This window comes from Hanstruepera flava (assembly GCF_023634025.1).
Lineage (GTDB): Bacteria > Bacteroidota > Bacteroidia > Flavobacteriales > Flavobacteriaceae > Hanstruepera > Hanstruepera flava.
This window is the reverse complement of sequence record NZ_JALJCW010000002.1, coordinates 500,585-515,066: the sequence shown is the minus strand read 5'-3', so window position 1 is coordinate 515,066 and position 14,482 is coordinate 500,585. Positions and strand designations below refer to the sequence as shown.

The following is a 14,482-nucleotide window of genomic DNA, read 5'->3' as shown; positions in this document are numbered from 1 at the left end:
TGCTACCATTTTAAAATGTCCTGAAGTTCTTCATTCGTAACTAGCAACAATTTACTTACAACAAGTCGCGAGGTCAAAGTTTTCCAGTCCTTGTTTTGTTTAAAAATTGATTTTAGAATGGGTTTAGCCTTTTCAAATTGTTTGTTGTTTAATAGATTGATTGCATACCAATATTGCATTTCCAAGTTTTCAGGGAACAGGTTTTGAGCTTTCATGTAAAGCGTTTCGGCTTCGGTTGAATTGCCATGTTCCATAGCCAAATCACCTTTATTCATAAAATCGTATGCCTTATGAATTTGGATTAATCGTTCTAATTCCTGAATGGGATTATCATGATCTTCAACACGCAAATCCATAACTTTATCTTCCCATGAATTACCGGTAGATTCGCCTTTTACAATTAATATGGCAGCCGACTGTTTTCCGCGTATGTCACCTCTTTCGTTTTCTGCAGCTTTCATTGCAGCTAAAATGCGTTCACTTAATGATCCTTTTGCCCTTTCAAAGGCTTCTGCCATAGCATCCCAAACAGTATTCTTTAACATCATATTAGCTTGAACAGAAAAGTTATTGCCTTGCTTGTGTCCAGCTTCAGCTATACATAAATCACCAGTATGTGTTGCCACTTCACCTTTTGAGTTTAAAAATGCAACTTGCCTGTACATTTGTCCAGAATCTTGAGCTAGTAAAGTATTTAATGCGTCTTGAGGTGACTTACCCTCTGACATTAAAGCCAAACCTTTAGGACCATAACTCGGATTTACTAATGACTGTGTGGCCACAACACCAACTCCTGCTTTACCATATGTGACAATACTACCAACACTAAACCAATGGCTCTGTACAGCAACGCCCATTTCACCAGTAACGGAATCGCGCGCAACTATGGAATAGGTGTGCGTGAAGGGTTCTGATTTTTTGTATACTTGACTATAAGTAAGTTCTGAAAGAAAAAAAACGAGTAATAGAAAGTATTTGTTCATGGTAAAAAGTTTATAAATCTAATATACTTAAAAAATAAAATACGTCCCTAAATCTTATTGGCTCAAACTTCGCTCTTCGAAGTAAAAAGATTATCTTTGCATCTTTCAAAAACAAAGCAAAATCATGTCTATATCATCATTAAATGCCATCTCTCCTGTTGATGGTCGTTATAGAAATAAAGTTGAAAAATTAGCACCTTATTTCTCTGAAGAAGCCTTAATAAAATATCGCGTTCAAGTAGAAATAGAATACTTTATTGCATTATGCGAAATCCCGTTGCCACAACTTGCTGATTTTAACTCGGATTTATTTGATGATTTACGTGCTATTTATAAAAATTTCACAGCAATTGATGCTTCGGCAATAAAAGATATAGAGAAGGTTACAAACCACGACGTTAAAGCTGTTGAATACTTTATTAAGGAAAAATTTGATGCTTTAAACATTTCAAAGTACAAAGAGTTTATCCATTTTGGGTTGACCTCGCAAGATATTAACAATACAGCTATTCCTTTAAGTATTAAGGATGCCATGAATGATGTGTACGTTCCTGAATATATGATGGTATTGGAAAAGCTTGAGGCCCTCTCGCAAGAATGGTCAAATGTACCTATGTTAGCTAGAACTCACGGTCAACCTGCTTCTCCTACACGATTAGGAAAGGAAATTGCCGTTTTTACCACACGTTTAAAAGAGCAATTTAATTTATTGAACGATATACCTAGTGCAGCCAAATTTGGAGGCGCAACAGGGAATTTCAATGCTCATAAAGTAGCCTATCCTAATGTTGATTGGAAAACTTTTGGTGGTGATTTTGTTCAAGGTAAATTAGGGTTGTATCACTCCTTCCCTACAACCCAGATTGAACATTACGACCATATGGCGGCTTTGTTTGATTGCCTAAAACGTATCAATACCATAATTATAGATTTAGACAGAGATATCTGGACTTACGTTTCTATGGATTACTTCAAGCAAAAAATTAAGGCTGGCGAAGTAGGCAGTTCTGCTATGCCACATAAAGTGAATCCAATAGATTTTGAAAACAGCGAAGGTAATTTGGGCATTGCCAATGCTATATTTGAGCATTTATCAGCCAAGCTTCCTATTTCGCGTCTACAACGTGATTTAACAGATAGTACGGTTCTACGTAATGTGGGTGTTCCTTTTGGACATACGTTAATTGGTTTTAAATCGACTTTAAAAGGCCTGAACAAATTATTGCTGAACGAAGACAAGTTTGCCGAAGACCTAGAAAATAATTGGGCTGTTGTTGCCGAAGCCATTCAAACTATTTTGAGACGTGAAGGCTACCCTAACCCCTATGAAGCATTAAAGGGATTGACCAGAACCAATGAAAAAATCAATCAAAATTCCATTTCAAATTTTATTGATACATTAGAGGTCTCAAATGAAATAAAAACCGAACTTAAAGCTATTTCGCCTAGTAATTATACTGGTATTTAGTGTTGTTATGCTTACCGATAAACAATCTTTAATTCTTTCTGCTGTAGTTGCTTTAGGCTTTTCAGCTTGTGGTATAATTGGCATTTTGGATAACTATGCCGTTATTGGCTTGCTGATTGTTGGCTTTTTAATAATTATTGCCAACATTTTAATTATTAAGAGTAAAAAAGCACCAGATGAGCAAACTGGTGAATTGGATAATTCTAATCAAAACGAGATATAAAAAAAGGGATCAAATTGATCCCTTTTTTATTTATATATAATAGATATTACTTAAAAAAATCTGTAATACCGTCTAATTGCGATTTATCAAAATCTGCACTTTGAACAGCATTGGTCAGTGTTGCTATTTTTTCTGGACGCATGTCGTCACCTAACACACGTATAATCCCGAAACCCATGTCTGGGGAATTGGCAAAAATTACGACCTCATCGGCGGAATCGTCATCACCAATGTACTTTATTTCAAACTTCATGGCTTGATCTCTAAATTCCATAAGCTCTATATACTTTTTGTCTTGCAAAATTAGCTTTACTTTTTCTAGTTCTGCTTTATAGGTATCTGAATTGGTTTCGCTCATTTTATAGCCCAAGAAATTTAGTTTCTTTAATGAACTGTAAGCCTCTTTCTGATCTTCAGACAAACTAGCTTCATCTAGCTTTACAACAGATGTTGGCAAGTCTGCCGAAATGAAATTCGGCGCTTCTTGATTATCTACAAAATAGGTTTGCAATGTTGGCCCATTATTACAGCTTACTAGCAAGATACTTGCTAGTAAACCGTAAAAAATTGTTTTGATTGATGTTTTCATAATATCTAATAGCAATTCAAATTACTGTTTCTTTTTGTCCAAGTGCTCACCGCCTTCAATGTTCATTTTTTGGGTCAGCTTTGAAATCTGATTTAAATCTATATCTCCTGTTAAAGATACGACTACGGTTTCAAATTCACGTTTTTTTCCATTCATTTCAATATCTGCTTCTTTGGTAATGGCTCCTAAACCATCGACAAACATTAAAAATTCGCTAACATGATCTGAATCACGACCTTCTTTAACATAGAACGTCATATTAACACCATCGTCTTTTACTACCATTAGTTCTTCTAAACCACCTTTACGTTTGTTCACCCAATTAGCAACATCTGTTGAAATAGATTTACTTCCTGTAGTAATTACTTTAAAACTGGTAATACTATTTACCATTTTAATGTATTCCTGTGCTTCAGGGTCATCTGTGTCAATATCCATCTTTGCTAACATTTGAAACATTTTTGGCTTAATTGAAATATAAGTTACTTCTGGATTGTCGGCATATTTAGCAAAAATATCCTGCGCCATGGATGTTAAGGGCATCATTAATAATGCCATTACAATTAAAATTACATTCTTTTTCATTGAGTTTGATTTATTATTTATTATAGTTTTCATTGTTTTTTTATTTAAAAAATTATACTTCTGGAGTCTTTAATATATAATTGATTTTAATCTATTTTTTTACAAAGCGTTTTACAATGCGGGAATCACCATATTCAATTTGTATTAAATATACACCTGCTTGCCAGTCAGATACATTTAAGGTGTTCTTGCTTGCATTTATGTCTTGCGTTTGCAATTGTTTTCCTTGAGAATCCAATACTGTTACATTGGCACTATTGGCCATTTCTGATGGCAAATCTATAGTTACCAAATCTTGTGATGGGTTAGGGTATACTTTTAAATCTTTAAATACCATACTGTCTTCAGTCAATATAGTAGCCGAAGATTCTTTTAGTTGAACTTGGTCTCCAATTAAATCAAAATTAATTTTTGTTATATCTATATTTCCTGTTAGGGAAACCAAAACGGTTTCAATATTTCTTTGGTCACCTTTTGTTTTAGCATTAGAATCATTAATATGACTGCCTATTCCATTAACAAAAATTAAAACCTCCTCAACATGGTCTGCATCTTTTCCTTCTTTAACATAGAATTTAACTAGGGTTCCATCATCTCTAACCTCCATCAACTCATCTAAATTTTTAGATTTCGAATCAACCCAAGTACTCATATCTGCTGAAATGCTGCTTTCTCCAGTAACAAGAACTTTTAAACTGGCAATACTGTTGACCATTTCTAAATAATCTTGTGTTTCGGGGTCATTTGTATTAATGTCCATTTTAGCTAAAATCTGAAACATTTTTGGCTTGATGTCCACATAAGTTACATCTGGATTGCCATCATATTTAGCAAAAATATTTTGTGCCATAGAGGTCAATGGTAATAGTAAAATTGCCATTAACAAGGTAACTGCATATTTTTTTGCAGTATGTGCTGTGGTAGTATTTTTAGTTTTCATTTTTTTAATTGTTATTTGAAAATTCGTTGAATTGGATTATTTAGCTCATCTAAATAATTCACAGATTCAGTGCCTTTCCCTATACTTTCAAGGTAACCGATGCTTGATGTACCTTTATTTAAGTTACTCGACACCATTTGCATGGCTTCTTTAAATTGGTTAAAAGCCATTTGTTGCTCTTCTTTAGACGGCTCTTGTGAAAAAGGCGATCCAAAATAGAAGCCGAAAAATAAGACAGCGACAGCAGCGACAGAAATCCACGTGTAATTAAATGTTCTCTTAGTTTTTAATGGAACGTCTTTTGTAAACTGCTCTTTTTCATTTACCAAAAAATAGGCGAAAATGGGTTTATACACTTCCAAATGTGGCGCTACAGTTTCTTGAGAAAAATAGCTTTTTAACTGTTGCTCTTCTTGTAATGTGGTTTCTCCGTTTTCGTACTTTTCTAGTAACTTTTCTATATTATTTAATACCATAACTATGTGTATTAGTTAATTTTTCTCTTATTGTTTTTCGTGCTCTAGACAATGCTACGCGTATTGCCGTAGGATTCATATCAAGCATTTTTGCTATTTCGTCGTAATCGTACTGTTCTATATCTCGTAATTGAATAACCATTTTCTGCTGTTCTGGTAAATCTTCAATAATACGTCCTACCCAATCTAAACTGTCATTCAACTCAACTTGTTTTTGTACTGAAACATTATGGTCTTGATAATTGCTATGTACAATCTTTAAGTTTTGAGCTTGCTTTGACTTTAATTTATCTAAACAAAAATTCTTAGTCATGGTCATTGAAAACGCTTCTACGTTTTTATACTCACTCATTTTTGTTTTATTATTCCACAGTTTCAACAACACTTCTTGGGTAGCATCTTCTGCTTCTTCACGAGATACCAGTAATCGTTTTGCCAAACGAAACACTTTATCTTTAAATGGCATTACAATATGTAAAAACTCCGTTTGTGTCATTATTTGTGGTTGGGTCATTTTAAGCTTTTTGGCTTATTTACTATTACGACGACCGACTATTAATTTTGTTACAAAAAATTTTTATTCTTGTATAAAGTAAGTACTTTTAAACTGAAAAAGACCATTTTATTGCTATGAAAAAACTTCTATTAGTCACTGCTACTATTACTTTTTGCCTATTATTCACTGGTTGTTTTGAAGATTTAGACGACAATCCTGCCAGTGTAAGAGATTTAAACGATTTTGTGTACAGAGGGTTAAACACTTACTATCTGTATAAAGATAATGTACCCGATTTAGCTAATGATCGATTTTCAACGGGAGGATATGAAGAGTTTATAACAGGTTTCAACTCACCTGAAAACATGTTTAGCAGTTTATTGTACATGCCAGAAACAGTTGACAAGTTTAGTTGGATAACCAATAATTATATTGCTCTAGAGCAATTTTTTCAAGGTAATTCAGCTACAAATGGAATGGACTTTGGTTTAGTAGAGTATCCAAACAATCCAAATTCTATATTTGGTTTTGTAGGTTATGTTATGCCAGGAACCCACGCAGAAAGTCAAGGTGTACAACGCGGTCATATTTTTTATGCCGTTAATGGCATGCCTTTAAACCAAAGCAACTATTCCGATTTATTAAGGCAAAATAACTACACCATTAATTTAGCTACTTACGATGACAATGGAACGCCTGAACCCGACGACGATATTATTACACCCAATGGGCAAAGCATTAGTTTAAGTAAGTCGAATTACACTGAAAACCCCATTTTTAAAACTGAAATCTTTGAGATTAATGGAACCAAGGTTGGATATTTAATGTATAATGGTTTTACACAAAATTTCGATTCGCAACTTAATGCTGTTTTTGGAAATTTTCGGTCTAACAATGTGCAGAACGTCGTGTTGGATTTACGTTATAATCCAGGTGGATCTGTAAATACGGCTATCTTGTTATCGAGTATGATTGCAGGACGAACAGGAGAAGTTTTTAGTACCGAACAATGGAATAGCGATATTCAAGCCACCCTTTCATCTGAATCAGTAACAAATAGGTTTACAAATAATGATAACGGGACACCCTTAAACATTTTAAATTTAGATAAGGTTTATGTTTTGGCCACAAAACGATCGGCTTCTGCCAGTGAGCTTGTTATAAACAGTTTAGACCCCTACATAGATGTAGTTCATATTGGCACGAGTACAGCTGGAAAGTTTCAAGCATCTGTTACACTTTATGATTCACCAAATTTTAGACGTTCTGGAGCTAACCCTTCACATTTATACGCCATGCAACCACTGGTTTTAAAATCTTTGAATTCAGTAGGTAATACAGATTACTCAAACGGATTGACACCAGATATTTTAGTGTCTGAAAACTATAGTAATATGGGAGTTTTAGGTAATGAAAATGAATTACTATTATCTGTTGCACTACAGCATATTTCTGATAATACAAGACTATCAAATCAAAGTTTCGAACCCTTAAATATCTTAGGAGGTAAAGAAACATTTAATCCACCTAATACAGGAATGTATAAGTAATATGTTTTCTTTCATTATTTAATGCAAAATCTCCAAAATGTATGCATAAAACTTATTTTAATTGGAGTACAGGTAAAGATTCTGCTTTGGCTCTTTATTATTTGTTGAAAAACAGACATTATAAGGTAGAACGATTAATTACCACCATTAACGGTTCAAACAATAGGGTTTCTATGCACGGATTACCTTTGTCGTTGTTAGAAAAACAAGTAACATCAATTAAAATTCCAGCACATCAAATCAAGCTCCCCGAACAGGTAAGTATACAGGATTATAATTGTATTATGCAGGCCGAAGTAAAAAAACTCAACAATTGTGGTTTTACGCATGCAGCATTTGGTGATATTTTTCTCGAAGACTTAAGAGCCTATCGCGAACAACAACTCGCAAAAGAGCATGTAGAAGCTATTTTTCCGCTTTGGAACAAAAACACCAAACAGTTAATTCAAGATTTTTTTGATTTAGGATTTAAAGCTGTTATTGTTAGCGCAGATGCTAATTATTTTTCCGAAGATTTTGTTGGTAAAACCTTAACGCAATCACTTATTGATTCTCTTCCTAAAACTGTAGATCCTTGTGGAGAGAATGGAGAATTTCACACCTTTTGCTATGATGGACCTATATTTAGCAATCCTATAGCTTTTAAAATTGGAAAAAAGACTTATCGAGAATACGCTAAACCCAATACTTCTTCAGAAACATCTGGTTTTTGGTTTTGTGATTTAATTCCAAAATAAAAAGCCGCTCAAAATTGAGCAGCTTTTCAATTATTTTTTTAAAAATACATTTAATTAAAATATACTTTTGAAGCATTTATACCTACCTCAAAAGTATTCGTTAATTCACCAGTATTGATATCGTAAATCAACAAATCCCCCTGTGATGCAAAGTCTTTAGCATCCGTAACATAGACATTACCATTATTTACAGCCAAACCATAAGTATTAATCGAACCTAAATTTATTATTGAGGAAGTTGGTAAATCATTCACTGTTTCAGGCATTTCATAAACTTCGTTGTTTAACACGTAATAAATAGTTCCGTTATCGAAAGCCATTTGACTTGGGTGTGCACCATTCGCAAAAGTTAAGGATTCTGAAACTGTATTTGTAGATAAATCAATTTTTGAAATTGAAGCAACTGTTTCATCTCCAGTCCAGGCTGCCTTACCTTCACTTAAAACAACAAGTTCTCCAGCGTTATTAATGAATAACTCATCTGGAACATCACCGACGGTTATTGTCGCAACGGCATTGGTTGAAACATCAATAACAGAAATGATATTATTATTTCCCCAACCGCCTTTATGAGACACATAAACATTTCCATTATGAACTAAAACACGTTCTGGCCCTTCTCCTATTGGGATTGTGGTTTCTACAGAGTTTGTTGATAAGTCTACCACTGCAATAAAATCATCACTATCATCAACACCATCGCCCCAATTACTTACATAACCTTTACCATTTGCAAAACCGATATATCTTGGGGTTTGCAAACCCGTTGTTATGGCATCTTCTTTCTCAAAAGTGTAACGATTAACAATATTAATGGTATTCACATTATCGGAAATAATATAGCCCAAATTTCCATTGAAACCTACTGATTGTAAATATACACCAGGAGCTTCACCATTTACATTTTCATAAACGTTATTCTCAGTAACTGAAAAGTCGTTAGAAATATATGATATTGATGCAGGACCTCCTTCGGCACTTACAATAATACCGTTTTGATAATCTCCCAATGACACTGGTGGATTAACAGAATCATCATCACTGCTACAAGAGGTCGTTATTAAAGCCAATAACAAGCTAAAGGTTAAAAATTTAAATAGGTTTTTCATAGTTTAAAAATTAAAGTTTAAATAAAAATTATAATGAATACCTGGCATAAACCTATTGGCTACGCTTTGGTAGTCTTCGTTAAAAACATTCTTGGCTTGGGCTCCCAAAACATACTGTTGTTCTTTTCCTAAGGCATACTCAAAACCAACATTAGAAACTGTGTATGCATCAAGCATATATTTGGGATTATTATCTGACAATGTAAAAACGTCACCTACAAATAACACTTGATAGTAAAGTGAAGCACGTTTATATTGGTAATTAAACATTGCAGAACCTTTATGTTTGGGTACATAAATAAGTTGTTTGTTGGTATCTTGATTTTCAGATACTGTATAGGTGTAATTGCCTCCAAATGATAATTTATGAGACTGCAAACTAACATTAATGTCAAGCTGTGATTCCAATCCGTATGTTACCACATGGTCTGTATTTATAGGTTGCCATAAACTTCCTGTTGGCAACCAACGAATCATATCTGTAATATCGTTATAAAAACCGGTTGCTTTTAAACTGAAATTATTAAACGACAGCACTTGACCTAATTCCACCTGATAAGACGTTTCTGGTATTAAATTGGTGTTTCCGCTGCCTTCCCAATACAAATCATTGTAGGTAGGTATTCTGAAGTTTTTAGAACCATTTACTAATATTGAATAATGTTTGTTTAGTTTATATTTAATACCTAAACTATACAACAACGGACTATCATAATTATTAGTAATCTCTTGTCTTAAAGTAGCTTCATATAAGAAGTTTTTTAATTGTTGTTTAAACAACAAACTAAACCCTGTTATAGTTCTATTGGTTTTTCCAATACTTGAGCCTTCACCTATGGTGTGTGTCACATCAATAACACTTTGTAGCGAAGCGTTTTTAAAAAGTTTATAATCTAAATTGTACTTGCCTATTAATGTTTTTGCTTCACCAAACGTATGAATATCCTTGTCTATATTGGGAAAATACTTATACTGTTCAGTTAAGTAAGCTACTTTTAAAGTTGATGTAAATCTACCGTAATTTCCTAACCACTCTAACATAGTTCTCGAGTTTAGATCCTGATACTTTGCAGGTGTTTCGGTTGAAAATATTAATGAAAAATTGCGTTCACCATCAAATACGTAACTATATAGTTTTAGTATATTTTTTGAATTGATTTTATATCCAAAATTGGCTGCCAGACTTTGATTATAAAATGATCCATTTAAATTCTTTTTGTCACTATCAACATAATCATAATCGTTATCAGATTGTGTTCTACTCAAAGCAATATCCACACTAAATTTATTAGTTGAAAAACGAGATGTATATCCCACATCCCATGTGTTAAAACTACCATAGTTAGCATAAATGGTATTTTCAAAACCCGAATTAAATTCTAACTCATTATTTAAATGAATGGAACCACCAATAGCACCACTGCCATAAAGTACACTGCCACCACCACTGCGCACACTTACGTCATCAAAATTTCGAATATTAATCGTATTGAAATCGGTTTGCCCATTAAATTGAGAATTAATATTGATGCCATTCCATATAACGGCAGTTTGTTGAGCAGTAGTCCCTCGAAAGGATGGTGACGACACCATTCCCAATCCGTTTTCTTTAAAATAAATCCCTGAATTGTAATTAAGCAAATTAGTTAGAGACGATGCACTTCTGGTCATAACACTATCCTTAAGCACACTAACAGATTGCGTATTGGAAAAAGTTTTTAAATAAATATCCGCCTTTAAAACAACTTCATCCAGAAGCTGTAAAGAATCTAATCTTTCCTGTGACCAAACCACAGTATTAAAAAGCACTAAAATATAAAATGCAAATTGCTTCATAACCTAAAAGCCTTTTTCCCGAAAGCTTTACTGTTTAATTATGAAAATTGGCAGGTCTCCTGACTTGCGTCTTTATGTTGGTCTTCCCAGAAATAGTTTCCAGTGACATGAAGTTTAACATAAAGCTTATAGCTTACAGTTGCGGGAACAGTTCTGGAATTGAAGTTTTATATTCTCACCAGATTCCCTTTTAATCCATGTAATAAATTACATGGAACCAAAATTCGCTGCAAAAATAGGTGCTTTTATAAAAGGAAACTATAAAAATTTTACTTTTTCTTATTCATTTTTATGATTAAATAAATAAACCCAACCAAAAAATGAAGTAATATAATTCCTCCTACTATATATATTGTTAAATTTGAACCGTCGCGCATAATAGAAAATTTTCTCAAATTTAATCTTTAAATGAAGTTATTGCAGTTACAAATGTTACTCAAAAAAAATACATTATTAATGGTATTGGTAATGGTGCTTTGTTCGAGCTGTAAAAAAAACCGTAAATCGGAAATTGCATTGCCGGCAATACAAAAGGAATCTCTAAAGAACTCTTATGCTGAAGGGTTTAAAATCACTAAAACAACTAACAATATATTATTAGAGATTAATTCGCCTTGGCCAAATTCTGAAAAGACCTATAGCTATCTGCTGCTTACCAAAAAACAAGCCATGACAAGCACTTATAATAAAGATGATTATGATGGTATTATAACTATACCTATTAAAAGTATTGTTGTGACATCTACAACACATATTCCAGCTTTAGAACTTTTAGAAGTTGAGCAAACACTTGTTGGCTTTCCAGGAACAGATTATGTGTCATCTGAAAAAACCAGGTCTTTAATTGATAATGGACACATACGGGAGTTGGGTAAAAATGAAGGTATAAATACTGAAGTATTATTGAAACTTCAACCAGAAGTTGTAGTTGGTTTTGGTATTGACGGGAATAATAAAACTTTTGAAACCATTAAGAAATCTGGAATTCCGGTTATATACAATGGTGATTGGGTTGAAAAATCACCTTTGGCAAAAGCCGAATGGATTAAATTCTTTGGTGTTTTGTTCAATAAGGAGAAAAAAGCCGATTCTGTTTTTAAAATTATTGAAAACAATTACAATGAAGCTAAATTACTGGCAGCTAACGTTACAAAACAACCTACAGTTTTATGTGGTGCAATGCATAAAGATATTTGGTACTTACCAAGTAGTACAAGTCCAGAAGCACAATTATTAAAAGATGCCAACGTAAATTATTTATGGCAAAATAGTACTGGAAATGGGAGTTTAGCCTTAAGTTTTGAGAGCGTATACAACAAGGCTAAAGATGCAGATATTTGGTTAAGCCCTTCTTATTATACATCTTATGAAAGTCTTGAAAAAGCAAGTGAACATTATACCAAATTTGATGCTTTTAAAAATAAAGCTATTTACTCGTTTAGTAATACCACAGGTGCAACAGGTGGTGTGACCTATTATGAATTAGGGATTGCAAGACCAGATTTAATATTAAAAGATTTAATAAAAATTTGTCACCCTAACTTACTCACTAACTACGAAACCCATTTCTTTAAAGCTTTAAGGTAAGTGTCAGAAATTAAAACATATAGAGTATCGTTTTTAATTCTAATTATATTATTGGTAGCTTGTTTTTTTATTAATATAAGCTTAGGCTCTGTATCCATTTCAACTAGCGAAATAATTAATAGCCTTTTTGGTTTTTCAGACAACTATATTATTCAAAACTATAGATTACCAAAGGCTATAACCGCTATACTTGTTGGTTCAGGTTTAGGTGTATCGGGCTTGCTCATGCAAACGCTTTTTAGGAACCCACTAGCTGGGCCATTTGTTTTGGGTATTAGCTCTGGAGCCAGTTTAGGGGTTGCCATTGTTATATTAGGTGTTGGTGTTTTTGGAGGTGCTTTTTCAACATTATTAATTTCTAAATGGAGTGTGGTTATTGCTGCAAGTTTAGGTAGTTTTTTAGTGCTATTATCTGTTTTGGCTGTTTCAACTAAAGTACGAGACACCATGGCCATTTTAATCATCGGATTAATGTTTGGCAGTATTACTGCAGCTGTTGTTAGCGTACTCTCCTACTTTAGTTCAGCTGAACAACTGCAACAGTATATTTTTTGGGGCTTTGGTAGCCTTGGAAACTTATCATGGAGCGAATTGTTTGTTTTCTTTTGTATATACCTTTTAGGATTGCTTATGGGCATCGTTTCCATAAAAGCACTAAACACATTATTATTGGGAGAAAACTACGCCAAAAGTTTAGGCTTGAACATCAATAAAAGTAGGCTCGTTATCATAATTGCCACCAGCCTGTTGGCAGGAACCATCACTGCTTTTGCTGGGCCAATTGCATTTATTGGTTTGGCTATACCACATATTGTACGGCAAATATTTATCACATCAAACCACAAAATTTTATTACCCGCCATTGTATTGCTTGGTGCCATCGTTATGCTTATTTGCGATAGTATAGCCCAACTACCTACAAGCGATTATACTTTACCTATAAATGCCATTACCTCATTAATTGGTGCGCCAGTAGTTATATGGTTATTGGTGCGTAAACGCAAAATGATGTTTTAATGAACAACAATAGCCAACATAGCATTCTAAAAACTCAAGATTTAACCATTGGTTATAAATCTAAAAACTCGAAAACGGTAGTTGCATCTGATATTAACATTGATTTACAAGCAGGGGAATTGGTTGGTTTGGTTGGTGCTAACGGCATTGGTAAGTCCACATTGCTGCGAACCTTAACCCAAGTGCATGACACTTTAGAAGGAAAAATTGTTTTAAATGATAAGGACCTTTCTGAAATCCAACCACTCGAACTAGCCAAGAATTTAAGTTTGGTATTAACCGAACAAATTGTATCGAAAAACTTAACCGTATTTGAGTTGGTAGCATTAGGTAGACAGCCCTATACCAATTGGATTGGTAATTTATCAAAATACGATACTGATATTATTGAGAACTCACTGAAGCAAACAAATATTATTGAACTAAAGCATAGAAAATGTTTTGAGTTAAGCGATGGTCAACTTCAAAAAGTTATGATTGCACGTGCTCTAGCACAAGATACCAATGTGATTATTCTAGATGAACCTACAACACATCTAGACATGTATCATAAAGCTTACATATTAAAATTGTTACAAAAACTAGTTAAAGAAACCGGCAAGACTATTTTATTCTCATCACATGAAATAGATTTAGCTATTCAATTGTGCGATAAAATGATTGTCATGACAAATGGCAGTGTGGTTTCAGACATGCCTTGTAATCTTATTCAAAGAGGAATATTCAATGAGTTGTTCCCAAAGGATCTTATTGCTTTTGATGAAAAAACAGGGAGTTTTCGTGTAAACAAATAATTTTTATTACTAACTACAATTCACTATCTTTACCTTATTCGTTTTCAGTCCTTTAAACTACTTTTTATTGAATTAATATCCTGCTCTTTTAA

15 protein-coding genes and 1 riboswitch are annotated in these 14,482 nt (G+C 33.4%); of the genes, 7 read left to right on the top strand and 8 right to left on the bottom strand.

What is annotated here, in order from left to right; translation table 11 throughout:
- Positions 1–2: 2 nt before the first annotated feature.
- Entirely contained in the window at positions 3–983 is a 981-nt protein-coding gene (locus tag MTX13_RS09920; RefSeq protein ID WP_250434495.1) for a DUF1028 domain-containing protein, read from the bottom strand.
- A 124-nt stretch (positions 984–1,107) separates the two neighbouring features.
- Here MTX13_RS09920 and purB point away from each other — a divergent pair, with 124 nt between their 5' ends.
- Positions 1,108–2,451 carry an adenylosuccinate lyase gene (purB, locus tag MTX13_RS09915; RefSeq protein ID WP_250434494.1) on the top strand — a complete coding sequence of 448 codons (1,344 nt, stop codon included), beginning with the start codon at positions 1,108–1,110 and terminating at the stop codon, positions 2,449–2,451.
- A 7-nt stretch (positions 2,452–2,458) separates the two neighbouring features.
- The gene (locus tag MTX13_RS09910; protein WP_250434493.1) at positions 2,459–2,674 is read left to right on the top strand and encodes a hypothetical protein; all 216 of its coding nucleotides are present in this window, start codon (positions 2,459–2,461) and stop codon (positions 2,672–2,674) included.
- A 46-nt stretch (positions 2,675–2,720) separates the two neighbouring features.
- On the opposite strand, the gene MTX13_RS09905 is transcribed toward MTX13_RS09910, so the two are convergent.
- The 5 genes from MTX13_RS09905 to MTX13_RS09885 all read right to left on the bottom strand — a co-directional run bounded on the left by MTX13_RS09905 (position 2,721) and on the right by MTX13_RS09885 (position 5,760).
- Complete coding sequence (locus MTX13_RS09905) at positions 2,721–3,263, bottom strand: DUF4252 domain-containing protein (protein ID WP_250434492.1); 543 nt, start codon at positions 3,261–3,263, stop codon at positions 2,721–2,723.
- Positions 3,264–3,284: 21 nt separating this feature from the next.
- Positions 3,285–3,848 (bottom strand): DUF4252 domain-containing protein, encoded by a 564-nt coding sequence (locus MTX13_RS09900; protein ID WP_250434491.1) that lies wholly within the window; start codon positions 3,846–3,848, stop codon positions 3,285–3,287.
- A gap of 91 nt (positions 3,849–3,939) precedes the next feature.
- On the bottom strand, positions 3,940–4,788 hold the full coding sequence (locus tag MTX13_RS09895) for a DUF4252 domain-containing protein (RefSeq protein WP_250434490.1): 849 nt from the start codon (positions 4,786–4,788) through the stop codon (positions 3,940–3,942).
- 11 nt (positions 4,789–4,799) lie between these two features.
- Complete coding sequence (locus MTX13_RS09890) at positions 4,800–5,264, bottom strand: hypothetical protein (RefSeq protein ID WP_250434489.1); 465 nt, start codon at positions 5,262–5,264, stop codon at positions 4,800–4,802.
- Positions 5,251–5,760, bottom strand: coding sequence for an RNA polymerase sigma factor (locus MTX13_RS09885; protein ID WP_250434555.1), 510 nt, complete (start codon positions 5,758–5,760; stop codon positions 5,251–5,253). The genes MTX13_RS09890 and MTX13_RS09885 overlap by 14 nt, the downstream gene beginning before the upstream one ends.
- A 134-nt stretch (positions 5,761–5,894) precedes the next feature.
- On the opposite strand from MTX13_RS09885, the gene MTX13_RS09880 reads away from it, so the two are divergent.
- Positions 5,895–7,310 carry a S41 family peptidase gene (locus tag MTX13_RS09880; protein ID WP_250434488.1) on the top strand — a complete coding sequence of 472 codons (1,416 nt, stop codon included), beginning with the start codon at positions 5,895–5,897 and terminating at the stop codon, positions 7,308–7,310.
- 41 nt (positions 7,311–7,351) lie between these two features.
- Positions 7,352–8,047, top strand: a complete 696-nt coding sequence (locus MTX13_RS09875; RefSeq protein ID WP_250434486.1) for a Dph6-related ATP pyrophosphatase — start codon at positions 7,352–7,354, stop codon at positions 8,045–8,047.
- Between the two features lie 50 nt (positions 8,048–8,097).
- On the opposite strand, the gene MTX13_RS09870 is transcribed toward MTX13_RS09875, so the two are convergent.
- Positions 8,098–9,156 carry a YncE family protein gene (locus MTX13_RS09870; RefSeq protein ID WP_250434484.1) on the bottom strand — a complete coding sequence of 353 codons (1,059 nt, stop codon included), beginning with the start codon at positions 9,154–9,156 and terminating at the stop codon, positions 8,098–8,100.
- Between the two features lie 3 nt (positions 9,157–9,159).
- A complete protein-coding gene (locus MTX13_RS09865) occupies positions 9,160–10,992 on the bottom strand; it encodes a TonB-dependent receptor plug domain-containing protein (RefSeq protein WP_250434482.1) in 1,833 nt (610 codons plus the stop codon).
- Between the two features lie 32 nt (positions 10,993–11,024).
- Positions 11,025–11,229: riboswitch (cobalamin riboswitch) on the bottom strand.
- A 171-nt stretch (positions 11,230–11,400) separates the two neighbouring features.
- Here MTX13_RS09865 and MTX13_RS09860 point away from each other — a divergent pair.
- Genes MTX13_RS09860 through MTX13_RS09850 form a run of 3 tightly spaced genes read left to right on the top strand, consistent with a single transcriptional unit; the run spans position 11,401 to position 14,390 of the window.
- On the top strand, positions 11,401–12,579 hold the full coding sequence (locus MTX13_RS09860; RefSeq protein WP_250434481.1) for an ABC transporter substrate-binding protein: 1,179 nt from the start codon (positions 11,401–11,403) through the stop codon (positions 12,577–12,579).
- On the top strand, positions 12,580–13,596 hold the full coding sequence (locus MTX13_RS09855) for a FecCD family ABC transporter permease (RefSeq protein WP_250434479.1): 1,017 nt from the start codon (positions 12,580–12,582) through the stop codon (positions 13,594–13,596).
- On the top strand, positions 13,596–14,390 hold the full coding sequence (locus MTX13_RS09850; protein ID WP_250434477.1) for an ABC transporter ATP-binding protein: 795 nt from the start codon (positions 13,596–13,598) through the stop codon (positions 14,388–14,390). Before MTX13_RS09855 ends, MTX13_RS09850 begins: the two co-directional genes overlap by 1 nt.
- Positions 14,391–14,482: the final 92 nt, after the last annotated feature.